The 24,995-nt window shown below is 51.4% G+C and carries 24 protein-coding genes and 1 tRNA gene; 12 read left to right on the top strand and 13 right to left on the bottom strand.

Going from position 1 to position 24,995, the window contains the following annotated elements; genetic code table 11:
- Positions 1-192: 192 nt before the first annotated feature.
- The 5 genes from ACXAIA_RS12155 (at position 193) to ACXAIA_RS12135 (ending at position 4,865) form a co-directional block, all read left to right on the top strand.
- A complete protein-coding gene (locus tag ACXAIA_RS12155; RefSeq protein WP_475349559.1) occupies positions 193-1,329 on the top strand; it encodes an ABC transporter permease subunit in 1,137 nt (378 codons plus the stop codon).
- Positions 1,330-1,331: 2 nt separating this feature from the next.
- Positions 1,332-2,408 (top strand): amino acid ABC transporter permease, encoded by a 1,077-nt coding sequence (locus ACXAIA_RS12150; RefSeq protein WP_475349558.1) that lies wholly within the window; start codon positions 1,332-1,334, stop codon positions 2,406-2,408.
- Between the two features lie 24 nt (positions 2,409-2,432).
- Positions 2,433-3,473, top strand: a complete 1,041-nt coding sequence (locus ACXAIA_RS12145) for a type 2 periplasmic-binding domain-containing protein (protein WP_475349557.1) — start codon at positions 2,433-2,435, stop codon at positions 3,471-3,473.
- Positions 3,474-3,650: 177 nt separating this feature from the next.
- Complete coding sequence (locus ACXAIA_RS12140) at positions 3,651-4,379, top strand: amino acid ABC transporter ATP-binding protein (RefSeq protein WP_475349597.1); 729 nt, start codon at positions 3,651-3,653, stop codon at positions 4,377-4,379.
- A 12-nt stretch (positions 4,380-4,391) separates the two neighbouring features.
- The gene (locus ACXAIA_RS12135; RefSeq protein ID WP_475349556.1) at positions 4,392-4,865 is read left to right on the top strand and encodes an arsenate reductase/protein-tyrosine-phosphatase family protein; all 474 of its coding nucleotides are present in this window, start codon (positions 4,392-4,394) and stop codon (positions 4,863-4,865) included.
- On the opposite strand, the gene ACXAIA_RS12130 is transcribed toward ACXAIA_RS12135, so the two are convergent.
- Together ACXAIA_RS12130 and ACXAIA_RS12125 are read right to left on the bottom strand one after the other, a co-directional pair.
- Positions 4,862-6,055, bottom strand: a complete 1,194-nt coding sequence (locus ACXAIA_RS12130; RefSeq protein WP_475349555.1) for an alpha/beta fold hydrolase — start codon at positions 6,053-6,055, stop codon at positions 4,862-4,864. The two genes, ACXAIA_RS12135 and ACXAIA_RS12130, sit on opposite strands and share 4 nt — an antisense overlap.
- Positions 5,946-6,779, bottom strand: a complete 834-nt coding sequence (locus ACXAIA_RS12125; protein ID WP_475349554.1) for a hypothetical protein — start codon at positions 6,777-6,779, stop codon at positions 5,946-5,948. Before ACXAIA_RS12125 ends, ACXAIA_RS12130 begins: the two co-directional genes overlap by 110 nt.
- A 328-nt stretch (positions 6,780-7,107) precedes the next feature.
- Here ACXAIA_RS12125 and phaR point away from each other — a divergent pair, with 328 nt between their 5' ends.
- The 3 genes from phaR (at position 7,108) to ACXAIA_RS12110 (ending at position 8,929) form a co-directional block, all read left to right on the top strand.
- On the top strand, positions 7,108-7,731 hold the full coding sequence (gene phaR, locus ACXAIA_RS12120; protein WP_475349553.1) for a polyhydroxyalkanoate synthesis repressor PhaR: 624 nt from the start codon (positions 7,108-7,110) through the stop codon (positions 7,729-7,731).
- A gap of 279 nt (positions 7,732-8,010) precedes the next feature.
- On the top strand, positions 8,011-8,367 hold the full coding sequence (locus tag ACXAIA_RS12115; RefSeq protein WP_475347033.1) for a hypothetical protein: 357 nt from the start codon (positions 8,011-8,013) through the stop codon (positions 8,365-8,367).
- Positions 8,368-8,533: 166 nt separating this feature from the next.
- Positions 8,534-8,929 carry a helix-turn-helix domain-containing protein gene (locus ACXAIA_RS12110; RefSeq protein ID WP_008889412.1) on the top strand — a complete coding sequence of 132 codons (396 nt, stop codon included), beginning with the start codon at positions 8,534-8,536 and terminating at the stop codon, positions 8,927-8,929.
- Between the two features lie 158 nt (positions 8,930-9,087).
- On the opposite strand, the gene proB is transcribed toward ACXAIA_RS12110, so the two are convergent.
- The 4 genes from proB to rplU all read right to left on the bottom strand — a co-directional run bounded on the left by proB (position 9,088) and on the right by rplU (position 12,021).
- Positions 9,088-10,212, bottom strand: a complete 1,125-nt coding sequence (gene proB / locus ACXAIA_RS12105; protein ID WP_475349552.1) for a glutamate 5-kinase — start codon at positions 10,210-10,212, stop codon at positions 9,088-9,090.
- Entirely contained in the window at positions 10,209-11,246 is a 1,038-nt protein-coding gene (gene obgE, locus ACXAIA_RS12100; RefSeq protein WP_475349551.1) for a GTPase ObgE, read from the bottom strand. The genes proB and obgE overlap by 4 nt, the downstream gene beginning before the upstream one ends.
- Positions 11,247-11,413: 167 nt before the next feature.
- Positions 11,414-11,674 (bottom strand): 50S ribosomal protein L27, encoded by a 261-nt coding sequence (gene rpmA, locus ACXAIA_RS12095; RefSeq protein WP_008889409.1) that lies wholly within the window; start codon positions 11,672-11,674, stop codon positions 11,414-11,416.
- 35 nt (positions 11,675-11,709) lie between these two features.
- On the bottom strand, positions 11,710-12,021 hold the full coding sequence (gene rplU / locus ACXAIA_RS12090; RefSeq protein WP_062956479.1) for a 50S ribosomal protein L21: 312 nt from the start codon (positions 12,019-12,021) through the stop codon (positions 11,710-11,712).
- A 327-nt stretch (positions 12,022-12,348) separates the two neighbouring features.
- On the opposite strand from rplU, the gene ACXAIA_RS12085 reads away from it, so the two are divergent.
- Positions 12,349-12,438: transfer RNA gene (locus ACXAIA_RS12085), tRNA-Ser, on the top strand.
- 58 nt (positions 12,439-12,496) lie between these two features.
- Here the strand turns inward: ACXAIA_RS12085 and ACXAIA_RS12080 are convergent.
- The 7 genes from ACXAIA_RS12080 to ACXAIA_RS12050 all read right to left on the bottom strand — a co-directional run bounded on the left by ACXAIA_RS12080 (position 12,497) and on the right by ACXAIA_RS12050 (position 21,792).
- Positions 12,497-13,633 (bottom strand): DegT/DnrJ/EryC1/StrS family aminotransferase, encoded by a 1,137-nt coding sequence (locus tag ACXAIA_RS12080; RefSeq protein WP_475349550.1) that lies wholly within the window; start codon positions 13,631-13,633, stop codon positions 12,497-12,499.
- Between the two features lie 132 nt (positions 13,634-13,765).
- Positions 13,766-14,968: a putative sugar O-methyltransferase gene (locus tag ACXAIA_RS12075; RefSeq protein ID WP_475349549.1), complete on the bottom strand. Its 1,203-nt coding sequence runs from the start codon at positions 14,966-14,968 to the stop codon at positions 13,766-13,768.
- Positions 14,969-15,759: 791 nt separating this feature from the next.
- A complete protein-coding gene (locus ACXAIA_RS12070; RefSeq protein WP_475349548.1) occupies positions 15,760-16,638 on the bottom strand; it encodes an FkbM family methyltransferase in 879 nt (292 codons plus the stop codon).
- Positions 16,638-18,446, bottom strand: coding sequence for a hypothetical protein (locus ACXAIA_RS12065; protein WP_475349547.1), 1,809 nt, complete (start codon positions 18,444-18,446; stop codon positions 16,638-16,640). The genes ACXAIA_RS12070 and ACXAIA_RS12065 overlap by 1 nt, the downstream gene beginning before the upstream one ends.
- Before the next feature lies 1 nt (position 18,447).
- The gene (locus tag ACXAIA_RS12060) at positions 18,448-19,539 is read right to left on the bottom strand and encodes a GNAT family N-acetyltransferase (RefSeq protein ID WP_475349546.1); all 1,092 of its coding nucleotides are present in this window, start codon (positions 19,537-19,539) and stop codon (positions 18,448-18,450) included.
- Between the two features lie 111 nt (positions 19,540-19,650).
- Entirely contained in the window at positions 19,651-20,736 is a 1,086-nt protein-coding gene (locus ACXAIA_RS12055) for a pyridoxal phosphate-dependent aminotransferase (protein ID WP_475349545.1), read from the bottom strand.
- A 30-nt stretch (positions 20,737-20,766) separates the two neighbouring features.
- The gene (locus ACXAIA_RS12050) at positions 20,767-21,792 is read right to left on the bottom strand and encodes a radical SAM/SPASM domain-containing protein (protein WP_475349544.1); all 1,026 of its coding nucleotides are present in this window, start codon (positions 21,790-21,792) and stop codon (positions 20,767-20,769) included.
- Positions 21,793-22,336: 544 nt separating this feature from the next.
- On the opposite strand from ACXAIA_RS12050, the gene ACXAIA_RS12045 reads away from it, so the two are divergent.
- Genes ACXAIA_RS12045 through ACXAIA_RS12035 form a run of 3 tightly spaced genes read left to right on the top strand, consistent with a single transcriptional unit; the run spans position 22,337 to position 24,985 of the window.
- Complete coding sequence (locus ACXAIA_RS12045; RefSeq protein WP_475349543.1) at positions 22,337-23,140, top strand: HpcH/HpaI aldolase family protein; 804 nt, start codon at positions 22,337-22,339, stop codon at positions 23,138-23,140.
- A 1-nt stretch (position 23,141) separates the two neighbouring features.
- Positions 23,142-23,918 carry a 3-deoxy-manno-octulosonate cytidylyltransferase gene (locus ACXAIA_RS12040; protein WP_475349542.1) on the top strand — a complete coding sequence of 259 codons (777 nt, stop codon included), beginning with the start codon at positions 23,142-23,144 and terminating at the stop codon, positions 23,916-23,918.
- Positions 23,915-24,985 carry a Gfo/Idh/MocA family protein gene (locus ACXAIA_RS12035; protein ID WP_475349541.1) on the top strand — a complete coding sequence of 357 codons (1,071 nt, stop codon included), beginning with the start codon at positions 23,915-23,917 and terminating at the stop codon, positions 24,983-24,985. Before ACXAIA_RS12040 ends, ACXAIA_RS12035 begins: the two co-directional genes overlap by 4 nt.
- Positions 24,986-24,995: the final 10 nt, after the last annotated feature.

Raw genomic sequence — 24,995 nt, 5'->3', positions numbered from 1 at the left:
TCCATAAAGGCAATGACAAGAGTTTTTATTTCCCGCCAGAACCGCTGATAACTGCGATTTTCCGTCCCACAACATCCCGCCACAGGTCCCTATCCCTGCGGAATGTCATAGAAAAGTCATTTACTGTATAGCTGTATACAAGCATACTGGTTGCAATGCACAAAACAATTGCATCAGGGAATGGATACACGCATGCGTGTTCTGAGATCACAGTTTTTCTGGCAGGCCGTCGTCGTCGGCACCCTCGTCTGGCTGGGCTATGTTCTTGCCAGCAATATCGAGGCGAACCTGGCGAAATCGAATATCAAACTGTCGTTTGATTTCCTGTCGGGTCAGGCCGGATTTGATATCAGCGAAAGCCTGCTGTCGGTGTCATCGGAAAGCAGCTATGCCAGCGTGATCCTTGCCGGGGTGATCAATACCGTAACGCTTGCGATCTGCTGCATTATCGGTGCGACAGTGATCGGGGTGCTGATGGGGATCCTGCGATCAAGCGGCCATTATCTTGGCGAGCGGGTCGCGGCCTTTTACATCGAGATCACGCGCAACCTGCCCAAACTTCTGATCCTGCTCGCCCTTTATCTGGCGATGGTGACGGCCCTGCCGGTAGTGCGCGAAAGCTGGTCGCTATTTGAGATTATCCATATTTCAAACCGGGCGATTTACTTTCCGATTATCACCCAAGGCGTCGGCCTTTACTGGTTGCTTCTGGTGATTGCTGCCTGGCCGATTGCCATTGTTCTGCTGGGTCAGGTGGCAACACGGGTGCAGGACAAAACCGGCAAACGTTTTCCCGTTTTCTGGCCAGTGACGTTGGGCGCAGTGCTTTTGATTGGCACCCCCGCCCTGCTGGGCACCACGAGCTATCCGCTGTCATGGCCAGAGCTTAAGGGATTTGACTTTGCCGGTGGTGGGCGGATTTCGGTGCAGTTCTGTGTATTGGTCCTGGCCCTTTCGATCTATCACGGTGGTCAGGTTGCCGACATCGTCCGCGGCGCGATCCAGTCGGTCCCGGTCGGGCAATTTGAAGCCGCCAAGGCATCGGGGCTCAGCTTTGCGCAGATGACGCGGCTGGTGATTTTGCCGCAAGCCATCCGGGCGGCGGTGCCATCCATGGGCAACCAGTATCTCAACATCACCAAGAACACATCGATCGCATTGGCTGTCGGTTATTCCGATCTGGTGTCGGTGATGACGACATCGATCAATCAGACCTTCCGCCCGATCGAACTGATGACGGTTTCGATGTGTGTGTATCTGGGCATCTGCCTGATCGTGTCGTGGCTGGTCAATGTCTATAACGCCCGCGTCATGGCAGTGAGGGCGTGAGCATGGAACAGACCGTCCTGACCCCGCAAAAATCACCGCCGAAAATCAGCCGGGTAAACAAGCTGCGCAATCGCCTGTTTGGCTCGGTCCGGGACAGTTTGCTGTCGGTGATTCTTCTGATCCTTATCGCCACGCTTGGCTGGATCGCGATTGACTGGTTGCTGCTAAGCGCCGTCGGACCATGGGGGAATCGCGATGCCTGCAATGCGGCAACCGGGGCCTGCTGGCCGTTTCTGGTCGAGAAACATCGTCTGATCCTGTTTGGCACCTATCCGTGGGACGAACAGTGGCGGCCGCTTGTTGCCAGCATGTTGTTGCTGGGCGGGGTTGGGGCATCGATGGTGCCGCGTTGGCAGGACACACGTCTAGTCTGGCTTTGGGTGGGGCTTTCGATTGCGTTTACGCTTTTGATGCGCGGCGGGGTGCCGGGGCTTGAATATGTGCAGCCGGAACGCTGGAACGGGCTGCCGGTCTTGCTGATGTTGTCGATCTTCGGGTTGGTCTTTGCCTTTCCGCTGGGCATCGTGCTTGCGCTTGCACGCCATCAGGATCAACTGCCGGCGGTGCGCGCGATTGCCGTTTTGTGGATCGAACTGGTGCGCGGTGTGCCGATGATCATGGTGCTGTTTCTGGGGTTGTTTGTTGTGCCCCTGACACTGCCCGATGACATCACGCTGAACCCGCTGATCACCACCATGATCGCGCTGGTGATTTTCCATTCTGCCTATTTTGCCGAGTCCATTCGTGGCGGTCTCCAGACCGTACCCACGGGACAATATGAGGCGGCGGACAGTCAGGGGCTTAACTGGCTGCAAAAGACGCGGCTGATCATTTTGCCGCCGGCGATCAAGGTCGCCATGCCCGAGATCCTGAACACGGTTCTTGGCGCATACAAGGACACCTCACTCGTCGTCATCATCGGCATTCACGACATCATGGCCACTGCGAAAATGTCATTCAGCGACCCTGTCTGGCAGCGCTACGGCCTGGAAGCACATCTGTTTGTAGGGGCTTGGTTCCTGGCGACCTGCTGGTGCCTGTCTGCCTATAGCAGATGGTTGGAGAGAAGAACTTCGTAGGGCATTTTAACAGGGAGCCTAACAATGAAAGTGCGTTTCGTCTTGCCGGCTGCGTTTGCAGTTCTCGCGGGTCTTGTGACCCAGGTTCATGCTGGTCCGGTCATGGACCAGATCAAAACCGATGACAGTCTTATCTGTCTGGTCAACACCAACTCGCCGGGCTTTTCGGTTCCGGACAGCCAGGGTGTCTATCAGGGCTTTAACACCGACTTCTGCCGCATGGCGGCGGCGGCCATTCTTGGTGACGCCGAAAAAGCCGACATTCGCGGCATCGGTTTTTCCGACAGCATGAAAACCATTGTGGCCGAAGGCGCGCATATCGCATCGCGCAGCATCACGCGCACCGGCACACGTGATGCCAACCCGGGCATGCGGTTTGTTGCCACGACCTTCTATGACGGTCAGGGCTTCATGATCCCAAAGAAACTTGGTGTCACGAGTGCGGCCGAGCTTAATGGTGCAACCGTTTGTGCCGAGGAAGGCTCGACCACGCTTTTGAACATTGCCGACTGGTTTGGTGATCGCGGCATCGAATACCGCGTTGAAAACATCGCCGACAAATCGGCCCGACTGCAGGCCTTCTTCTCGGGCAAGTGCGATGTGATGGCAAGCGACCGCACGGCACTAAGTTCCGACCGACTGCTTTCGGAAAATCCGGGTGATTACACCATCCTTCCGGAAGTAATTTCCAATGAGCCGCTGACCATCCTGTCGCGTCCGGACGCATCGCTTGAGACGGCAATTTATTGGGCCTTCCAGGTGATGCTCAATGCCGAGGCAATGGGCATTACCTCGGAAAATGTCGATGCCATCATGGCCGATCTTGAAAACCAGCCGAAGGGTGTTGTCCGCCTTCTCTCAGCTGAATCAGCTGCCGGTGAAATGGCTCAGCAGATCGGCCTTCCGGCGGATTGGAGCTATCAGGTGATCAAGCAGGTCGGCAACTATGCCGAGGTCTATGAGCGCCATCTGGGTACGGAAACCACCTTTGGCATGGATCGCAGCGGCACGGTGAATGCGCTGAGCAAGGATGGCGGTCTGCTGTACCCCGATCCGATCCGCTAAGCGCCTGTGGAACCGGCACGACGACAGTTGCCTCCCCGAAACTGTGTGCTGTGTGCGTGTCGGTTCCACATCACTCCCCAAAAAGATTAAAAGCCCGCCTGCCTTGGGCAAGCGCCAACAGGGATGAAAACGACTGTGAATGCGATAGCACACCCAAAAACAACCACCCATTCAGACATGATCGCCATCCGCGACATGAGCAAATGGTTTGGCGAGTTTCAGGTTCTTAAAGACATCTCGCTTTCGATCCCAGAAGGCGAACGTCTGGTGATTTGCGGCCCGTCGGGATCGGGAAAATCGACCTTGATACGTTGCATTAACGGGCTTGAACGCCATCAGGCAGGACATATCGAAATCGCTGGCACCCCGATCCGCGAGGATGGCAAGGGATTGGCTAAAATCCGCAAATCGACCGGCATGGTGTTTCAGCAATTCAATCTTTATCCGCATCTCAGCATTCTGGAGAACTGCGTTCTCGCACCGATGTGGGTGCACAAGATTGCGCGCAAACAGGCCGAGACCACCGCCCTGGAATATCTCGAGCGGGTCAATATCGCAGCCCAGGCCAACAAATATCCCCACCAGTTATCAGGCGGCCAGCAGCAGCGTGCAGCCATCGCCCGCACGCTCTGTATCGGCCCCAAGATCATGCTGTTTGATGAACCGACATCCGCCCTTGATCCGGAAATGATCAAGGAGGTGCTTGATGTCATGGTCGATCTCGCGGCCGAGCAGATCACCATGATCTGTGTCACCCATGAGATGGGCTTTGCCCGCCGGGTGGCTGATCGAGTGGTGTTCATGGATCGCGGCGAGATCGTCGAGGCGGCCGCCCCCGATGCCTTTTTCGATGATCCGCAATCCCCGCGCAGCAAGGCCTTTCTGGCCAAAGTGTTCAGTCACTAGAAAGGCCGATTGATGTTTACCGTTCTTTTTGCCTGTACGGGCAACACATGCCGATCCCCAATTGCCGCAGCTGTGGCGCGCCATTATGTGCGCCTGCATGGCCTGCCGGTACGTGTTTTGTCAGCGGGTATTCATGCCCGCGAAGGGGATGCGATCACCCCGGAAGCCGAAGTGGCGCTGGCGCAAATCGGCATTACCGACAGTCACGCCAGCCAAGGGGTCACGCGCGAGCTTCTGGAAAGCTGTAATCTGGTGTTTGTCATGGAAACCTGGCAGGGCGAAGCGATTGCCGAAAAGATCCTGCACTGGGCGCTTGAGACCCCGCCCGAGGTCATGATGCTTGATCCCGACGGCAACATTGCCGACCCGCTGGGTCATGGGCAGCAGGCTTATAACGAGCTGACTCACAAGATGCTGGGTCTGATCCCAAACCGCCTTGGCACAATCAGCGCGCCGTTTGCACCAGAAGCACAGTCGCGCGGTTAATCCTTTTTCGCCAGCCAGTCGGCGACCGGCTTCCAGGTGGATTTTTCCGCGCGCGATCCGACCATCATGCCGATATGCCCCGCGGACGGATGGAGTTCCTCGCGCACGTCTTCGGGGCAGGCATCAAACAGGGCCTGCGCACTTTCGGGCGGGACGATGCGATCATTTTCCGGGATCACGGTCAGCACCGGGCAGGACAAATCGGCCGGATTGATGTCTATGCCATCGATCTGCCACTGCCCCTTGGCTGGGCGGTTTTCGACATACCAGCCGATCAGACAGTCGACCGCAACCCGGCGCGGCAAGGGCACGCCATCATTGAGCCAGTCTTCAAGGGCGACGAAATCATGGGCCTTGGCGGAATCCATCGCCATGGCCTGAAACCGGCGGAACTTTTCGCCAATCATGAAGGGATCAAGGCTGGCAAACAGGCTTTGCAACACATCCACAGGCAGCGTGTCATGGATCGCCAGCATTTGCGGCAATGAAGGCGCGAAGGCGGCCGCAATACGCGACTGGGTCGGGCCGGCCGCCATGAAGTCCCATGGGGTTGCCAGCAGGACAAGCTTTGAAACCTGTGCGGGATCGAGAAGCGTTGCGGCAAGGGCCAAGACCCCGCCCATGCAATAGCCAACCACCGGCACCGGCCCGCCATTGATATCCGCCACGTCCTGAAGGATCGTCACCAGTCGACCGGCAACATAATCATCCAGACCAAAATTGGCCTCATCCATGCCGGGATAGCCCCACTCGACCAGAAGCGGGCGATAGCCAGATTTCGCGAGATAGCGCGCAAAGCTGCGTTTCTCATTGAGATCAAGGATGTAGCCGCGATTAACCAGCGACGGCACCAAAAGCACGACCTTGCCATCCTCATCAGCCTTGTCCCCGGCAGTCGGGCCATAATCATAAACCCGTGTTGAGCCCTCTTCCCATATGATCGGCAGGTCTTCGCGATCCTGATCGCGCGGGCGGCGATAGGGATGGCGTTGATACGACCGCACGCCGTCATGGAACCCGGCATGGCGATCAAAGGCGACACGGTCCAGCGCCTGGGCGACATCGTCTGGATGATAGGCTTCAAGTTCCGTCAGAAGACGTTCCGCCTGATCCTTCAGTTCCGGCTTCCAGGGCAGCAATTGTTTCAGAAAGATCGGCAATGCGGCGCGCGAGCTGAGCCAGCTCGTCATCTCGACTGCCATGTGCATCGGAAGCGGCCTTGGCCCCGCCCGCCTCTGATTTTCGCGTTTTGGCGGAAGCGGCTTTTGTTTTGGCGGACTGATCATTCTTCCCCTGCCCCTTTGCAGCATTTTTTGCAGCACGTTTGGTTTTGGAAGTCTTCTTTGGCTTGTCGGCCGTGGATGTTTCCGCGCCGTCTTTATCGGATGCGTCTGCGGCCGCCGCATCAGAACCCCCGGCCGCAGGCGCCTGTTTGGCTTTGGTGGCACCCGGCTTTGGCGCCATCCCGCTCATGCCGGCCATCGCCGACATATCGGGCGCGAACGGCATGCCGGCAAAGGGGGACGCCGGCAATTCACGCGCGGCCTTTGCCATCTGATCCATCATGGCTTGCAGCGGGTTGGCAGCGGCCATGGCATCACCCATCGGGTTGGTGACTGGATTTCCGGGGCTGGCAGCCGGGTGCTGGCCCATCGCCATCTGACCGATCAGCTTGCCCCAGGCTTCAAACCCCTCGCCCATGCGGGTGGTGTCCGCCCCGAGCGATGCATAAAGACGCCCGATGGCGCTGGCCGCGGTTGCGCCGTCGGCGGTCGCGGCGACCTGTTCACGCCAAAGCTCCAAGAACTGGCGGGCAAGCTGGTCGAGCCGTTCGTCATCGGCCTCTGATGACGCAGCACTTTCGTTTTCGGATAGGTCCGGGCCGTCTGTTCCGCCGTTCTTCCTTTGGGCCATCGGCGACACCTTTATTGTTCCCTGATGCAAAGCATTTGTCTTGCAGACCACTATAGAATGTTGGCGGGCCAGGGAAAACGAATTCCCGTGCTGTATTGCAGCAAACGACATCCGGAGTTGTTTTTCGCACTGCACTTCGCGTTGAATACTGGACACATTGGAAAAATCACGGCACTCTCTTGGTCTTCTGAGCGAATGCAAAATCGAAAATGCTGCGCAACATCGTAAATTCGATCACGTGATTTATCGGGGCGCAAAGCAGGTGGAAAGACACCACCGAATGTTCGCCAGACAAACGTCCGGGAAACAGGGAAGCAGGAAAGACGCCATGACCACCAAGAAATCAGATGATCAGGACCGCATCGTTATCAAGAAATATGCGAACCGCCGCCTGTATAACACGGCGACCAGTTCCTATGTGACGCTTGATCACCTTTCGCAGATGGTCAAAGACAATACCGACTTTGTTGTCTATGACGCGAAATCGGGCGAAGACATCACCCGTCCGGTCCTTACCCAGATTATCGTCGAGGAAGAAAACAAGGGGCAGAACCTTCTGCCTATCAGCTTCCTGCGGCAATTGATCGGCTTTTATGGCGACAGCCTTCAGGGGTTGGTGCCAAGCTATCTTGAACAGGCGATGCGCGCCTTTGGCCATAACCAGGAACAGATGCGCGAATATATGCAGGGTACCATGCAGGGCATGTTCCCGTTCGGCCAGTTCGAGGAAATGAACAAACAGAATATCGCGCTGTTTGAGCAGACGATGAAAATGTTCTCGCCCTTCATGCAGGATGAAAACGGCGAACCCACCGGCGAAGGCCCGCAAAAGCCGACTGCGCCAACAGGTGCGAAATCGGATGCCTCGCTCGATGAGCTTAAAAACCAGCTTGAAGCCATGCAGGCGCAGCTTAACAATCTTGCTGGCGGCGGCAAATCCGACAAAAAATAAGACAGCCCCGATCCACATCCCGGGGACAGGATCAAAAAGGCGAAGCGTAAAAATGCGCTTCGCCTTTTTTCATGCCTGCCTGCACCGCACAGACATTCGGGCAAATGATGCCCCAACGCCGCGGCACCAATCCTGCATAAACTTTTCGTTAACTCTTTTAGAACGCCCGGCACCGCCGAAAGGCGGCAATTTTTGCCGGGTTACTGCCATGACCAATGACCGAAACGCACGGAGTCCCGAAATACACAGGCAACAATGACCCAATAGACCGAAAAACACATGACCGCGATCACACCGATTTCCATGCTCCCGGCCCGCAGGACCGAGACTGCGAGCAGTGGAACCGATGGTCCTGCCGGGATCGGGATCGATCAACTTGCACAAATTTCGCCTGTGGAAAAAATTGTGCAGGATGGTGGCGCGTGGCTGCAACCCCATGATCTTGGGGGCAGTGCAGCATTTTGGACCCAGCTTCTGGGCCAACTCTTACCTCAGGAAAACCTTTTGCAACCACCGGTCATTCAGACAGTGCATGCCAGCTATGCACAACATCACAAACCATACAGCGTAGAAACGAACGTCTTTTTTTCGCCTTCTGCACTAGACAAAGACAGCTCGATTGACCTATATAGCTAGCTTCTGGCGGAAAGCTGCAATGATTATCTGACCAATGTTCAGGTACAAGCCATTAACTTGCGACGCTTGAAAGGTGTCGTGATCGATGGTTCATCGGGCAAAAACAACAAGCTCGACAGCATCCGAAGTGGGGAATAATAACTGGCGGTTGATAACGGATTATAACATGACTGAGAACACACAAACCGAAGAACCGAAGCGCGCAAACCGCGCGACAGACACTGACCGTTATGTTGGTCAGCGTATCCGTGAACGTCGCATCATGCTGGGCCTTTCCCAGCAGCAGATGGCAGACCTGATTGGCGTTACCTATCAGCAGGCTCACAAATATGAGCGCGGCATTAACCGCATCTCTGCTGGTCGCCTTTACGAGATCTCCCAGGTGCTGGGCGTTCCGGTAAGCTATTTCTATGAAGGCCTGGAAGGCAATCAGGAAACCGAGCTTAATGCGCGTCAGCGTATGTGCCTTGAACTTGCCCGTAACTTCGCAAGCATCAAGCATGAGAAGCATCAGGAAGCACTGAGCCAGATGGCCCGTGCCCTTGCCGATCAGGCTGCTTAAGTCCGCCTCACGGACCATAGTGCCACTTATAAAAGGCTGCTCTTCAATCCGAAGGGCGGCCTTTTTTAATGGCCGATCGTAACACGCATATCGCAGATGCGAAAAAGGGGACGCGAACGTCCCCTCAGAAATTCCATCCAATACAGGCCTGAGTGCGCTTAGCCTTCGGTCATCACCAGATCATCAGAATGAATGATGGCGTTGCCGCGCGTAAAGCCAAGGGTGGCTTCGATATCGCCCGAGGCATGGCCCATCAGAAGACGGGTTTCTTCCGCGCCATAGGCGGTGATGCCACGTGCGAGCTGCGCCCCGTCTGGACCAAGTACTCGCACGGCATCCCCATGTTTGAAACGGCCATCAACGCCGGTTATACCGGCCGCCAGAAGGTTCTTGCCTGCCGCCATGGCCTTGGCCGCCCCGGCATCGACCACAATCGCTCCTGACGCCTTGAGCGAGGTCGCAATCCAGTGACGACGTGCGGCAAGCGGGCTTTCACTTGGCAGGAAGACGGTATTGGGTGCGCCTTCGAGCTGGGCCTTGAGCGGATGATAGATGGTGCCGCGCGCAATGATCATGCGACAGCCAGCCTTCATGGCGATTTCGGCGGCCTGCAATTTGGTCACCATGCCGCCGGAGCTGTACATGGTCGGCGCGACACCGGCCATATCAAAGATGTCAGCGGTCAGCTCGCGCACTTCCGGAACCAGATCGGCATCCGGGTTCTTGCGCGGATCGGCGGTATAAAGACCATCGATGTCAGAGAGCAGCACCAGCGTGTCAGCCGAAATCATGTGCGCGACTTTGGCGCCCAAGCGGTCATTGTCGCCAAACCGGATTTCCTCGGTCGCGACCGTATCGTTTTCATTGATCAGCGGAATGGCGCCGCGGGCGAGAAGCGCATTCAATGTCCCGCGGGCATTCAGATACCGCCTGCGGCCTTCCATGTCCTCAAGGGTAACCAACACCTGCGCCATGGTCAGGCCATTGCGCCCAAGGGCCTCCTGCCAGACCTGTGACAGGCTGATCTGTCCGGTGGCGGCGGCGGCCTGTTTATCGGCCAGACTGATCGTGCGGTGATCAAGCCCCAGCAAACGGCGCCCAAGGGCGATGGCGCCACTTGAAACCACAATCACCTCGACCCCGCGTTCACGCAGAAGGGCGATGTCATCGGCCAGTGCTTCCAGCCAGGCACGACGCAGCTTGCCGGTATTTTCATCAACCAGCAGGGCCGAGCCCACCTTGATGATCAGGCGCTTTGCATCCGCCAGGGCGTGGTTTGTCACGGCTGGAAGCCCTCTTCTTCGCGGCCTTCCATGGCGCGGCGTTCACGTTCGCCCTCGATATGGGCACGGATCTCACGATGGATTTCCTTAAGCCCTTCGTGGGTGGCACCTGATACGACATAGACCTTTTTGCCGATACCCTTTTCAAGGATCTCACGCTGTTCCTCGACCATTTCCGGCAGGAGCTGATCGGCCTTGGACAGGGCGACGATTTCGGGCTTTTCGACAAGTTCCTCGGCATAGCCTTCGAGTTCTTCGCGCACCGTCTTATAGGTCGCGACAGGATCCTCTTCGGCGCAATCGATCAGATGGATCAGAACTTCGCAGCGCTCAATATGGCCAAGGAAACGGGTCCCGATGCCCTTGCCCTCGGATGCACCTTCGATCAGGCCGGGAATATCGGCCAGAACGAATTCGTGATCATCGACATTCACCACACCAAGCTGCGGATGCAGGGTGGTGAAGGGATAATCGGCAATTTTCGGACGCGCATGCGACGAAGCCGCCAGGAAGGTCGACTTGCCGGCATTCGGCAGGCCGACAAGACCGGCATCAGCGATCAGCTTCAGACGCAGCCAGACCCACATTTCTTCCGCCGGCCAGCCTTCTTCGGCACGACGCGGCGCCTGGTTGGTGGAGGATTTGAAATGCGTGTTGCCGCGTCCGCCATCGCCGCCGCGACAAATTATATAGGTCTGGCCCGGTTCGATCATATCGACAATCAGGGTTTCGCGGTCTTCGGCGAGCACTTGCGTTCCGACCGGGACCTTGATCGTGATGGATTTGCCCGAACGGCCGGTGCGCTGCCGACCCATGCCGTGCATGCCGACTTCGGCCTTGAAATGCTGCTGATAGCGGAAATCGATCAGGGTGTTGAGGTTTTCGACCGCCTCAAGAATGATGTCGCCACCCCGGCCGCCATCGCCACCGTCCGGTCCGCCATACTCGATATATTTTTCACGGCGGAAGCTGACCGAACCGGCACCGCCGCGGCCACTGCGCACATAAATCTTGGCTTCATCGAGAAACTTCATAACCGGTCCTTCGGGCGCACCCGTTTATCATTTTGTCTTGGTCCCCGGCGCGCGATCACCGCGCATCAACGAGGTCCGAAATTCTATATCACATAAAACAAGGGAGGAATGATTGCTCATTCCTCCCTTGCAGAATTCGGTACGTACAATCGTACCCGACGGGAGGCTTACGCCTCGGCCGGAACGACGGTTACGTAGGTACGACCCTTGAAGCCCGACTTGAACTGGACAGAACCGTTCACAGTCGCAAACAGGGTGTGGTCTTTGGCGAGGCCAACATTGTCACCGGCATGGAACTTGGTGCCACGCTGACGAACGAGGATGTTGCCTGCAACAACTGCCTGACCACCGAATTTTTTAACGCCGAGACGGCGACCTTCGGAGTCACGACCGTTACGCGAACTACCACCAGCTTTCTTATGAGCCATGAAACTCTCCTAAAACTGCATCTTGACCTGATAAATCAGGCTTTGATGTCCTTGATGCGCAGAACAGTCAGGTTCTGGCGATGACCATTTTTGCGACGGTAGTTATGCCGGCGCTTTTTCTTGAAAACGATCACCTTGTCGCCCTTGGCCTGCTCGAGAACTTCTGCGGTAACAGAAGCACCTTTGACCAACGGAGCACCAACCTTCGGCGCACCGTCGCCAGCAACCATGAGAACTTCTTCAAGTTTCACGGTTTCACCAGCCTGGGCAGCGATCTTTTCGACTTTGATAACGTCGTTGGCGGCAACTTTATACTGTTTGCCACCAGTTTTGATGATTGCGTACATCTAAAAGTTCCTGAAAAACATTCTGGAAACACAAACGCGCGCTTCGGTGCCGCTGCTAACAGATACCGAACCGCTGCGAAGAACGGGTGAATTACCGCTTTTGGCCCGCAGAGTCAACTACAGAGTGACCTTTTGCACCACCCGGACCCACATGCCAACACCGCCGTTTTGCCACCGCACACGCCCGTTTCAAAACCGGCCAATCCCCGCCCCGGGAAAGCGCACACAAAAACACAGACAAAAGAGTCCAATAAATTTGAGATTTCCCTCTTGCAATCTCGCGCTCATCCCGGTAAACACCGCCTCGAACGCCAAGACCACACATGCGGAGAGGTGCCGGAGTGGTCGAACGGGGCGGTCTCGAAAACCGTTGTACTAGCAATAGTACCGTGGGTTCGAATCCCACCCTCTCCGCCATTTTCCTAAGCAAATATTTTATCCACAAACCAAGTGTGTGACGCTTGGTCGAACTCGGCTACCCCGCCGAGCTCTCCTTCCAACGAACGACCTCGCCAGTAATCCTGTCGACTTCGTCAGAAGTTAGATACGGGTGTATCGGAAAACTAAGCACCTCATTGCTCGCCCGCAAGGAATGTTCAACCCCACTGGACACGACCGGATAATGGCAGAATCCAGTCTGAAGATTAAGTGGTTTGGGATAATACACCGCCGTCGGAATACCTGCCGAACGCATATGCTGCTGCAGAGAAGAACGCCTTTCAACATTCTCGAGACGAACTGTGTATTGCGCCCAACTTGATTGATTTTCCGGTCGAATTTTCGGTGTCTCGACTATCTCAGCCAACTGACGATCATAAGCTTGTGCGATCTGCTGGCGCACATCCAGTTCTTCCGCAAATATTTCAAGCTTGCACAACAGAACTGCCGCTTGAACGGTGTCAAGTCGGCTGTTCATACCAATCCGAATGTTATCGTATTTTTCCGAGCCTTTACCATGTTGAGCGATTGATTTAGCCAAGTCTGCTTGAGCCCCTGTACGACATAAAATTGCCCCACCGTCCCCATAGCACCCCAAAGGTTTTGCGGGAAAGAAACTTGTTGTAACCCAATCCGCAAAACCAAGCCTTGAACGTCTTCCAGCTTGGACCGCGCCAAAGGCCTGTGCAGCATCCGAAACGAGAACAAGATCATGCTTGTCGGCTATGGCACGCAGCTCTTGATATCGTGCCGGTTGACCAAACAAGTCAACAGCAACGATCATCGCAGGCTGCAAGCCTTGTTTAACAGCATCCTCTACCGCGACTTCCAAGCTCTTGGGGCATATATTAAAGTCGATTGGGTCTATATCGACGAAAAAGGGTGTTGCTCCAAGCAACGCCAAGGCACCGGCAGAAGCAACAAAAGTGAATGCCGGCACAAACACCGCTTTACCGGGGCCAACCCCCTCTGCCATACCAACAATAGTCAGGGCATCAGTGCCATTCGCGCACGCGACCGAAAACCCGCCCTCGTTGAATTCGGAGAGCGCACTCTCAACCTTTGCGACCTCTGCTCCCCCGATAAACTGCGCCTCGCCTAAAATTTCAAAGATGGCTTGAGCCACACGATCACCGAGCCGGACCCTTTGTCTTTCAAGATCAACAAATTCCATTCCTGATGCCCAAAATTTTGCTTACCACAGTTTTTCCGAGTTGGTTACTGGTAGCAAACCGGTTGACTGATAGACCTACTCGCCTTTCCCGCAAGCTTGCCCTCACACAAATATTCAGCAGCTATATCATTGTTATGCCTGCACATCGATTACTGGCGCTACATAGTAATACTCGTAGATTTCTGTAGTCGATCCTCTGGTCACCATCGCATTCAAGGGATCCGGTGTTCGGTTCATAAGTTTCCAGTCTGCAGGAACTGGATACTCAGTATTGATCAGAGAACTCTCTCCATTCTCGAACCGATACTTGTAAGCTTCGTGGTTCATATGCCAAAATGACTTTGCCCGTTTGCAGCATTCTTGTACAAAATACCGGGCTGTGTCTGGAGCCATTTCACCCAAACTATTCTTATTTATGAAAACATCAGCAAAGTTGATTGGTATTTTTTTCAACTCCCAACCAGGTATCAGTATTATGTCAGCTTCAGGCAAGAACTCGGTATCGGAGGCGTATTCACCGTACAGAAGCAAGCTGCGTTCTGGGAAACACTTCGCCAAGTAGTAAGCGCAGCAACAAAGAACCTCAGGCAAATCAATATCAATATAACGTTTAAACTGCTCACCTAATGCCCTGCTGATGAAGTAGAAAAGCTTTCCATAACCACCACCAACTTCTAGGATTTTCGGCTGATCAGAGTTTAAGTTGTTCGCGATGGTCCGGGCAAAATAGTCATTTCCCATCGACCCAAGCCCAAGAAAACAACCATCCACTCTCATTCCCGACTGGTTTCCAAAGCGAGGATAAGAAATGTCGGCGAAAGAGCGGTCATTCCTTTCGCACTTATCCCACCAATCTAGGTGCAACCCGAAATTATGCATTAATTGATGACGCGTGGAGGGGAACCTAGCAGCTCTCCGCAGCAAACTCCCGCTCTCAATTCCGATGTATTCAGGCCACCCGCCGAAATTGGTGAGAAAATATGAAAAGTCGGTTACATCATCTGCTTGCAATGAAGCTTGCAATGGGGCAAAGGATTTGTCCAACTGACGCTGCCACTCAGAAGAAGGCAAGAATATAGGATCCGCAGTCAGCTGATCTTTCTTCATCTTCTTAAATGAATTAAATATCCTCTCGAATAATTCCTTATCATCTGGGACTGGTTGCTGTTCTGGGGGAACATCTATTTTTATATCTATTTCTTGAGGCTCCAGTTTTTCTTCGAACAAACTGCGTACGACAGCATTATGAAAGCGACGTCCCCCAAGTAATAACGTCCCCGCAAAAGTTCTAGCAACAAAGTGGCAAATTCTGTCCTTAGCACCTACAGGTAACACGACCAACTAATCTCCAAACATCGTAATTTTTTCAGTCACCACTGTGAACGTAACAAAGTCTATATGCCAAACAGCAAACTTGCATCCACTAAATCTCGCTATCCGTTTTCAGGTTAGTGGTTTGCAACTTCTCATCCAACAGAAACTAATAAAAGATATCCTCCCAACTACGATAGCAGAGCACGCATCAGCAAGGCCTCTTGACGATCGCAAATAATTAAATGCGATAGCGACGTAAGGTCAGCAACAGTCGCCCCTTAGTCAAAAGTGCAATCTGCACATAATCTACGCCACATTTTCATTCTGAGGAGTTATGATTGATTTGATACTTTCCAACCTGCACAAACGAACTCACTCACTAGAAAATAGATTTCAAGTGTATGCATTGAACTAAAAACTGGGCCTTCACCAGCTTGCTTTTGACAACTTGCTTGACGACGGGGTTCCCACAACCGCGAATAGTCGGCCGCAAGGCCATCAAATGATCAAGCTAACTATTGTTATCGACACTTTTCCAGCCACGACCCTTCTCCTTCAACCGATTAGAGAGGAGAATCTATAGACGTCTACTGATCAGACCCCGTAGAAAAAGACTGCTAACATCAGGTAATTAGCTTGTTGGACCGATCGATAAGCTAACGAGAATTGTGTAACACATGCCCAACAATCCAACTGTCGCCTGTAAAAGCATAAAACATCTCGATAACTGCCCCTCAAAACAAGCCATAAGCTTTGCATAAGCAGCTTGGTTAGTCGTTTAGGATCTTGGAGCTTAGGCTTTCGCCTGAGTCTTAAGAGTCAGAAGACGGTCCTCGCACCCATATCTGATTGCGGGTGTCTGCTCTTGACCATGCAAGCTTAAAGTCCGCTTCGAGGAGCAACTTCTCACACAGCCTCTCGGTTTCTTTTTTGGGCGGCATTTCGATCACAATACTACGCAGCGCTTCGTTACCAAGCGTTTTAGCTCCACCAGAAAGTATCTTTCCTTCGTTTCCGTCAGTATCAATTTTGATGGCGTTTGGTACGACACCTAAACGTTCAACGATTGTATCAAGAGTTGAAGCAGCAACACCTTCTCGCCAAATAACTTCGTAACCCTCGTCAGTAAGATCAATATCAGCTTCGTTCTCCGAGTGGACAGCGGATCCCGGCGTCGTATCCTGGATATGCAACATGCTTAGTGCGTCAATATCACTGACCGCTACTGAATAGATACTCGCTTGGCCCATGAGTCCATTCGCAAGAATATTCTCTTTCAAGTAATGCAGGTTCGAATATTCTGGCTCAAAGCAGAACACCTTGAGATCACGGTGTTTTTTGCAGGCATATACTGAAAACACGCCAATATTTGCACCAATGTCAAAAAACACATCTCCGTCATTTACGTAGTTGTCAATGTACTCCCTTACCTCTACTTCCTTACTACGGAACAGATACCAACGGAAATGGGTGATCCAATTGTCGCAGGGAAGAGTAAAACTGATATTGCCAGAACGCACCTTCCTGCGACGTGTCAGTGTTCTTGCAATCCACCAAAAAACGGGCAGATAAATGTATCGCCAGTCACCACTGGAGCTTTTCCAGTAACGATAAAACGATGATGCAAAAAACTTTTTAGCGTAGGGTTTCAGGAACCCCTTTAAGGCGCTTTGATGGTCCAACACAGGCATCAGAAACTCTTCTTTATTTCATCGGGATCAGCAGGAGCGAAGAGGGTTTTTGCATATTCCCGCAACTTCGGCAATATTTGCGTGATTTGCTGAACCGGATCTTTTGAAAATTTATCAAGTAAACTCCTTAGATCTTCTGGACCTTCACATATAGGAATAGGCCCGAACAGATCGAAGCATGGGTTCATCAAAAATAGATCGTTCAAATCCGCGTAGGCCGCTGGACAACCCATTTGAATTGCCTCAATACCAGCGCTGGTTCCGCAGAATAAAGCAAGGTCACTTCTTTCAACGTCATCTGCAAGACTAGAGTTCGATACAATCAAGTCCCGTTTCAAGCTCCGAAGAAGCCTCATTTCAAGATCAAAAAATTCTTCTTCGACCGCTCTGTAAGGACGCACCAACAAAGTCCATCCATCTAGGCAACTTGGATCCAGTTGCAGCCAAGAACGAAATATCTTCAGCTCTTCAGGATGACTTAACAATAACAGCAAACTCAATTGCTGCCCTGCATTGTTTAAATACTTGTCGCGCCGGTCCACTGAAGCAAATCCGCCTTTCGCAGTTCCCCAAACTGAAATATTCACACTGCCCTTGCCGCATTCGTTTCGAAAGAACGGTATATAGGCAGGGCCACATACAGCATATTCGTTAGGTTTTGGGCAAGTGGACGACGCCAAATCGGTCAGACAAATTGCAAGTGAGTGCTGCGGGTGAGGAGTATAGCCTATAAGATTTAATTCGTGGTTTGCGGCCTCCATCGAGATAGCTCTCTCGATCCCTTTTTCTTCATAAGGAACCAAAACAGACCAGACGTCACAGTTCTTGGCCAACGATTTGATCGCTTTACGACAAATGTACGCGTACAAAACAAAGTTTCTGCCAATCCCGCTTTGGCGGAAATTTCGCCAAAAGCTCGGACAGGCTACGTGATCAACTTGTAAAGCTGGTACCGGGATCAAACGACACATCCAATCGAGCCACAAAGAGCGCAAGGCAAACCACACCTTCCATCCGCTACCGCAGAAGTCAATCGCAGCAACACCAGACACCGATCCGCCAGGCAAACGATCACCCAAATTTCGCGCACCACCTGGCACCCGACCATTTGCCAGAAAGAGTAAATTCGCGTCCTCTAAGCCATCAAACAACGTGGTAAAATAGTATCTGTAGCCATCCGTCAATCTGTCGCCATGCAACAAGTCATAGCAAATTACATGAACTGGCCTTGTTCTGCGTTCTGAACTCAGCACTGTTGAGTTATGAGAAATCCGTTTTCTAGGCTGGCTGTCCTTAACAGCATGAAACAACTGACGTGCTATCTCTGGAACACTCTTTACACAGCTGACAATCAAAGGCCATTTTCGAAACTTCTGGTCATCCCGCTTCCGAAAAGAGCATTCCAAACCTTCTGCACTGCTTATTTCACGTATGTAAGTAAAGAATTCTGGTGGACAGCCAACACAGTACACCTGATGACAATCAGGGTTTTGTTGTATCCATCTCCGAAAACCCAATGCAATCATTAGGGGCTTGATTACTTGAGCCTGAGCCCAAGGACGTGCGTCCAGTCGACTTAAAGGATGAAACCAGACAGAACGGTCAATTAAGTGCAGTCGGTTTATCCATTGAGCATGAGACACTGCCAAATCATTAAGCCATTGTACCTCATGCTGACGGCAAATCTCGCGGATGGGGATAACGTCATTTCGCGCAGCCCTGACCGCGCTATAATCATAGAATAGCCAACTGGAGGAACTATCTTCATTCTCGGGAAGTTCCGATGCATCGCATTCAATTAGGCGCATTTTAAATGTAGTCCAACTGAAAATATCGCCAGACCTCAGGCGAAAAGGACTGAGACAACTTCTCTATGGCTGCAGTCGAACCGTCAACACAAGCTATTCGCCCTTCATAAATTCCTACGTGAAGGTTCAACCTACACCACAACAATCTCATGAAATCCTGATCCGACAACTCTATCGAAAGGCTCAAAGCATCTTCCTTGTTGCCAACAGTCCACAATCCCAAACTTGGGGTCGCAATGCTGAGACTTAACTTTGACCTTTTGAGGCAGCGTTTAATCAACTGCTTAGGAGACAACGCGCTGGCCATGATGTTTGTTCGGCGTTGCCTACTCGTAAAACCAAGCTTAACAAACAAATCTTTTAGTGGGTCGTTCCCAGAAAACTGCACACGTAATTCTCCAAGCCCTCTCTTCTGAGCCGAAACTTCAACCGCTTCCAATAGCCTTTTAGCTGTTGAGTTGTCCGGCGCCGAGAACTCAAATAACTCATAGCGATCAATACCATCACGCATTGAAGTTTTCGCCAAAAACGCAAAAGCTAATATCGGCTCCTCTGGGCTGATGGCCCCTTCAGCATGAATAGCAAGAAGAATGTATTTGTCTATATCGTCGCGATAATAATGAAAACATGTGCTTCTCTGCCAAAAATGGTTATCTCTGGCGGGAAACCCGCCAACCAGTGCATGGCACCTTGCAAAACATTCTTGCAACCTGACGCCCATCGACCCTATTTGCTCAGAGTTCGAAGTCTCTATCCATTTATCAGTCGTTTGAAGCTGGTCAGATGAAATATCCTTTTTATATGCCAAAATCGGCATAAGGGGTACGTAGCCTTGGCGCGCATACCACCGATATGCTGGGCTTGTCTCGTCCTCCCGATAAACCATAAAGCCGTCGAGGTTACCAGCAAAAGCCTCGCGTGCCTTTGCGTCCAAACGTGAGCCTAGCCCCTTAGAACGATAGGCTTCGTCGACATGGGCTGCAGATATCCAACCCACCTTCCTTGTCTCTCCCGGTTTCACAAGGAAGTCACGGACTTCCATAGGTAACGCCCCTACGAGCTTCCCATTATCCCGGGCGAGAACCGCAGTCATCGGATTCCCCTGCCAGGTTTCCCCAGTTCTATTTGTCGAGATCGACCTTTCTATCAGTCGCAGCACATCTTCTTGATCAGAGGGAGTGAATATGCTGAACTCAACCATGGATCATACCGGACGTCCCGAAACAGTCCAGTCTTCAAGCGCGGCGAAAAACCGCGCCATCAGCCTAGAAGGTCCGATACTTATGCGAACGCAAGCATCCCAAGGCTCCTCGAAAGAACCACGGATATAGATTTTTCGATCTCTCATCCATTTTACGAGCGCCTTGGACTCATCTGCACTTTCAAGAAAGATGACCATACCATTGGTGTAATCACCACCATGGAACTCGTATCCGAGGGAGGCCAATTTTTGCTTGATCCAAGTTACCCCCTCTTTAACCTCTGCAACATGATCATCATGCAGATGTCGCGTCTGGATAGCGTATCGCGCGATCTCCATTGACATTGCATTGGTTTCAACAAGTGACCTAGTCTTTGAGAGGTACTCGATATTCTCAGCTTGGCTGATCATATAACCAAGTCGTATCGCAGGTAATCCCCATGCCTTAGAAAAAGTTCTCATCACGACAAGGTTTGAGTATTCCTCAACAAGGGGAAGGGCCGACCAAGAGCCGAAACCGTGATATGCCTCATCGACAACTAGGACGATATCTTTTTGCTGACAATAATCAGCAAGTTGACGAACGGCCTCCTCATCAAAGGCACTTTCGATTGGCAAGTTTGGGTTAGCTATGACAACCATCGACGTATTATCGTCGACATTACGATAAAGGCTCTGCCAATCAGGCAAGCGATTTCTACCGTATGTGAAGCGCCGATATTCCAACTGGAACATTTCCGCATATATCATATACATCGGATATGTCGGATCCAGAACAACAACATTTTGTCCCGGTAGAGTAAGCGTTTCGTATAAAAAACGGGAACACTCTGTTATACCCTGAGCGATGTAGAGTTGTTTTCGATCAATACCGTGATACTCAGCGATGTCTTCGTATAGTGGGCCAATATCCGGAGTGACATGCAAGATGTGCGGTGGCATTCGTTGCCACAACATATCTAAAAATGACTGCTCAGCATCCGCAACACGCTCATTTCTGTCAAGACGCAACCCAGCCTCAATATCTCGACCGGTTGATGTCTGATAACGCCGCATTTTTGAAATGTGGTCTTTGAAATGTGATTTCATCTAAAATTTACCGGAAGCTTGAATTGAGAATCAAATATCTGCCGCCTCGGGAGGAAGGTTCGCGTCAAATTCTTTTCCTTCTGGCCTGCGAGGTGGGCGCACTGGCAACTCAAGGTATTCATTGATCAGCCCCGCATAACTACAATTTGTGTTATTAATACAATTGTAGCAAATCGTATTCTCTGTATTGCCATCGAGATGCATCTGGCGGAAGTTTTGATAAACTTGGTTGTTCCACGCATCTTTCATGCTGGTTGTATTTAGATCAGCAACCACAAGTGCCTTGTGATAATCTAGCACACAAGCTGACATAAGACCTTCTGGCGTAACCGTAAAACTTGTAAAAGGCTGGAAACAAACATCGCTGTGATCGCGCCCTCGAATATTGTTTGCTTCAATTTCACCAATCTCATTGTTTTCGGGCATCGTCCCACAGGAATTGTTCAACAAATGTGGGTCCCATTCGTCGATATAGGGTTTGACCAAGTCATGCAGCATCTCGACCTCATTCACGGTCTCATCAGTCTGCACCATGGTCACATAAAGCTTGAACTTCTTCCCAGATTCAGCACGATAACCTGAAATCCATTTCAAGTTATCCATCACACGATGAAAATCATCTTTGCCATGCACGCGGAGATAGCTTTCCGATGTTGCGGCATGAACGGAAAACTTAATGCTGTCAATTCCGGCATCAATAACCGCTTTTGCCCGCTTGGGAACCGCGCCTGCACCGTTCGTCGTTATATATACATAGCGGTAACCGATGCGTTTGGCTTCGGCGACAAATTCGGGCAATTTTTTAGCGACGAATGGCTCGCCGGTCGCATAAAGGCCGACCTCTCTAGCACCGGCATCGAACCCCTCCTGTAGCAACCGAAACACCAATTCCGGTGGCATAATTGTCTTCGTAGCCATGCGAGTGTTGGAGCAAAATGTGCACGCATGATTGCAGTGAGAGGAAATATCCAGAAGGATTTCGTTCGGGAATGCTGGAGTGAGGGAATATTCCGCTTGTTTGGCTTCTTCTTTCCGCTCTTTGATTGATTTATCCATAATACCTTCCTGAACAAGGTTAGCCAATGCCAACCGGTACAAATTTGCTTACGCCTCGTATGCCAAATTTTATCGCTGAATACAACACGTGCCTTTATTCGCAATCGAGATGATTATCGCATCCAGTGAAAGCACACGCCATACCGCCCCAACACTTGAATGTTGTCTGAGAATACAGCACACAGGAACGGAGACCCTGATTAAGAATTTGAACGTGATTGTCGGTTGCAAACTTAGCATTAAGGTATTTGGACCACCAACTGCCAGCAGGACCAATAGGAGCAGCATACAACTTTGGGCGCTTTGGATGTATATGTTTTTTGCACGTTAAAGACCAACCTCCGCACACAACTTAACTAGAATGAATCCGATTAGAGTCCTGCGAGCTGATCATATACTTTTTATTTTCACCGAGCGGCATAATCTCTAAAAGGTTCTATTTAGTCACATAACTAAACCAAACAGCCTAACCTCGCTGGATTTTAGAAATCAAATTGCTCACTGAGTTACTCATTGTCAGATCAATTAAGCATGGGAATTATTGATGCCAACTCCATACGCAGCGGCGCTAAAGCAAACTTTGCAAAGAAAACAGCCAACGATCGGCTCTTGGCTGTCCCTTGGAGACTGCGATGTTTGTGAGATGATGTGCAAAGCTGGTTTCGACTGGCTGGTAATTGACCAAGAACATTCCGCAATTGGTCTCCGCGAAATGCGGAACTTGATACAGATTATTGATTTGGCAGGCTTACCGGCCTTAGTCCGAGTTGCCAATAACGATGCAACAATGATTAAGCAGGCTCTTGACTGTGGCGCATCCGGCATCATCATACCTATGATCAAGACAGTTCCCGAAGCGATGGCAGCTGTCTCTGCGGCTCTCTACCCGCCTGCAGGGAATCGTGGAGTTGGCTTATATCGAGCCCAGAGCTTTGGTCGCAGCTTTCCGAGTTACAGGAAGTCTGCAGAACAAAACACGGTTATTATTGTGCAAATCGAACACCATGAAGGTGTTAAAAACCTTAACGAGATTCTTGCTGTCCCCGGAGTAGACGGGTTTATTGCGGGCCCATATGATCTATCAGGATCTTATGGAAAACCGGGAGATTTTGAATCAGAAGAATTCACCTCTGCGATTTCTCAACTCGAAACCGTTGCGAAATCAGACACACATGTAGCAGGACTTCATGTTGTACATGGCAAGGATGATGCGTTGGCAAACGCAATGAACAAAGGCTATACCTTCATCGCCTATGGAAGTGACATGCTTTTCCTAAACGAAAAGCTTGAGCAAGAGAGCGAATTGGTCACTTTGATTAGAGAACAACAATCTGTTCCGAAAGCCTGAGATGAAAAAAATCTGTGTAATCCCTGCCCGTATGGCATCTAGCCGCTTTCCGGGGAAACCGATGAAGCCGGCCCTTGGAATGCCGATGATTGAACATATTTGGCGTCGCTGCAGTATCAACAATCTGTTTGACGAGGTTATTGTGGCGACCTGCGATGAGGAAATAAGAGACCACATTTCGACATGTGGCGGCACTGCAGTAATGACCGCCGACACACACGAACGTTGTACAGACAGAGTTTCCGAGGCAATCAATTTAAGTGAGCCCAACCTTTCGGATGACGACCTCGTTCTTATGGTCCAAGGCGACGAAATCCTCGTTAATCCTAGCCTACTTGCTGAAATGATCACAGTTTATGAGACGACCCGAGCTCCTGCGGTAAATCTAATCAGCCCAATAACGCAAGAATCAGATCACAATGATGCTAATGTCGTGAAAGCCGTAACAGCATTGGATGGTCGCATCATCTTTTTGTCCCGTGCCCCAATACCATCCTCTGGGAGAGGCCGCCATGATATGATGTTCCAACAAACCGGCGTTATCGCTTATTCAGCAAGTTTCTTGCGAGAATACAGTGAAATGGCGCAGACCCCGATGGAAATCATCGAGTCAGTCGACATGTTGCGCCTCATTGAGCACGGTTTACCGCTTTATTCTGTAAAATCAGGTAAAGAAACTATTGGTGTCGATACACTAGAAGAACTGAGTAAAGCAGAAACAATGCTTATTACAGATCCCGTGACATCTCTTTACATGTCAGTGGATCAAACCAAATGAAACAACAAAATCCGGCCTACAAAGTAGGCATCGCAGGATATGGAATGGTCGGCAAGCGTCGTCACGCCTTTATTGATCTGATTGATGGCTTTAAAGTTGTTGCAGTAAGCGACCGAAACCTCTCCTCTACCACCTTGGCTGAGGATGTCGCATTTCATGAGGACTACAAGGACCTGATATCATCTGAAGATCTTGATATCTTGTTCGTATGCTTACCCAATAACTACGCCCCAGACGCGACAATTCGCGGATTAAACAATAACCTTCACGTATTCTGTGAAAAGCCTCCTGGCCGAAATGTCGAAGACATTCAGTCGGTACTTGATTGTCACGCACTTAAGCCCGCCTTAAAGCTAAAGTACGGGTTTAATCATCGATATCACGAGAGCGTTCAGGAAGCACTCGTGCTCGTCCAGGCAGGCACAATGGGTCGCTTGGTGAACATGCGAGGCATTTATGGAAAATCCGTTTTGACGCCTGGCTTCACTGGTATGGAAGATACAAACGCGCCGTTATTGTGGAGAGCTAACCGTGAATTGGCAGGTGGCGGCATCCTACTTGATCAGGGCATTCACATGGTAGACTTGATGAGATGCTATGCTGGTGAGTTTGATGACATATCCTCAATTATCCAGAATGATTTCTGGAAACAAGATGTGGAAGACAACGCCTATGCTCTGATGCGAAGCAGGTCTGGAGTTGTTGCCATGCTACACTCGAGCGCAACGCAATGGCGACATAAGTTTTCATTGGAAATGAGCTTTGAAAAAGGAGGACTAATCCTTAGCGGGATCCTATCTAGCACCAAATCTTATGGGCAAGAAAGTCTGTCGATCGTATGGCGAGATGATCAATCTGGAGGCAACCCAAAAGAGACCACCACCACTTACATTTATGACAACTCATGGAAGCTGGAAATCGAAGACTTCGCTCGTTGCATCAAGGAGGATGTTCCCGTGGAGGTTGGCACTGGGCAGGACGCCTTGGAAACGATGAAACTTGTCTACAAAATTTATGGTGCAGACAAAGAGTGGCGGAATCAGTATAACCTGCCGGAGATTCACTGAGCAAAGAAAC

The sequence above is a fragment of the Thalassospira sp. ABL2_045 genome (genome assembly GCF_056161285.1).
Note: the sequence above shows the minus strand (reverse complement) of the source record. Positions and strands in the feature narration are given on the sequence as shown.

What these genes read in the sequence shown, in the direction of transcription:
- ACXAIA_RS12040 (WP_475349542.1), top strand. Translation starts at nt 23,142, where the DNA reads ATGAAAAAAATCTGTGTAATCCCTGCCCGTATGGCATCTAGCCGCTTT.
- ACXAIA_RS12110 (WP_008889412.1), top strand. Translation starts at nt 8,534, where the DNA reads ATGACTGAGAACACACAAACCGAAGAACCGAAGCGCGCAAACCGCGCG.
- ACXAIA_RS12140 (WP_475349597.1), top strand. Translation starts at nt 3,651, where the DNA reads ATGATCGCCATCCGCGACATGAGCAAATGGTTTGGCGAGTTTCAGGTT.
- ACXAIA_RS12125 (WP_475349554.1), bottom strand. Translation starts at nt 6,779, where the DNA reads ATGGCCCAAAGGAAGAACGGCGGAACAGACGGCCCGGACCTATCCGAA.
- obgE (WP_475349551.1), bottom strand. Translation starts at nt 11,246, where the DNA reads ATGAAGTTTCTCGATGAAGCCAAGATTTATGTGCGCAGTGGCCGCGGC.
- ACXAIA_RS12155 (WP_475349559.1), top strand. Translation starts at nt 193, where the DNA reads ATGCGTGTTCTGAGATCACAGTTTTTCTGGCAGGCCGTCGTCGTCGGC.
- ACXAIA_RS12115 (WP_475347033.1), top strand. Translation starts at nt 8,011, where the DNA reads ATGACCGCGATCACACCGATTTCCATGCTCCCGGCCCGCAGGACCGAG.
- ACXAIA_RS12135 (WP_475349556.1), top strand. Translation starts at nt 4,392, where the DNA reads ATGTTTACCGTTCTTTTTGCCTGTACGGGCAACACATGCCGATCCCCA.
- ACXAIA_RS12065 (WP_475349547.1), bottom strand. Translation starts at nt 18,446, where the DNA reads ATGCGCCTAATTGAATGCGATGCATCGGAACTTCCCGAGAATGAAGAT.
- ACXAIA_RS12080 (WP_475349550.1), bottom strand. Translation starts at nt 13,633, where the DNA reads ATGGAATTTGTTGATCTTGAAAGACAAAGGGTCCGGCTCGGTGATCGT.
- rpmA (WP_008889409.1), bottom strand. Translation starts at nt 11,674, where the DNA reads ATGGCTCATAAGAAAGCTGGTGGTAGTTCGCGTAACGGTCGTGACTCC.
- ACXAIA_RS12055 (WP_475349545.1), bottom strand. Translation starts at nt 20,736, where the DNA reads ATGAAATCACATTTCAAAGACCACATTTCAAAAATGCGGCGTTATCAG.
- ACXAIA_RS12035 (WP_475349541.1), top strand. Translation starts at nt 23,915, where the DNA reads ATGAAACAACAAAATCCGGCCTACAAAGTAGGCATCGCAGGATATGGA.
- ACXAIA_RS12070 (WP_475349548.1), bottom strand. Translation starts at nt 16,638, where the DNA reads ATGCCTGTGTTGGACCATCAAAGCGCCTTAAAGGGGTTCCTGAAACCC.
- ACXAIA_RS12045 (WP_475349543.1), top strand. Translation starts at nt 22,337, where the DNA reads ATGCCAACTCCATACGCAGCGGCGCTAAAGCAAACTTTGCAAAGAAAA.
- phaR (WP_475349553.1), top strand. Translation starts at nt 7,108, where the DNA reads ATGACCACCAAGAAATCAGATGATCAGGACCGCATCGTTATCAAGAAA.
- ACXAIA_RS12060 (WP_475349546.1), bottom strand. Translation starts at nt 19,539, where the DNA reads ATGACTGCGGTTCTCGCCCGGGATAATGGGAAGCTCGTAGGGGCGTTA.
- ACXAIA_RS12130 (WP_475349555.1), bottom strand. Translation starts at nt 6,055, where the DNA reads ATGACGAGCTGGCTCAGCTCGCGCGCCGCATTGCCGATCTTTCTGAAA.
- rplU (WP_062956479.1), bottom strand. Translation starts at nt 12,021, where the DNA reads ATGTACGCAATCATCAAAACTGGTGGCAAACAGTATAAAGTTGCCGCC.
- ACXAIA_RS12150 (WP_475349558.1), top strand. Translation starts at nt 1,332, where the DNA reads ATGGAACAGACCGTCCTGACCCCGCAAAAATCACCGCCGAAAATCAGC.
- ACXAIA_RS12050 (WP_475349544.1), bottom strand. Translation starts at nt 21,792, where the DNA reads ATGGATAAATCAATCAAAGAGCGGAAAGAAGAAGCCAAACAAGCGGAA.
- ACXAIA_RS12145 (WP_475349557.1), top strand. Translation starts at nt 2,433, where the DNA reads ATGAAAGTGCGTTTCGTCTTGCCGGCTGCGTTTGCAGTTCTCGCGGGT.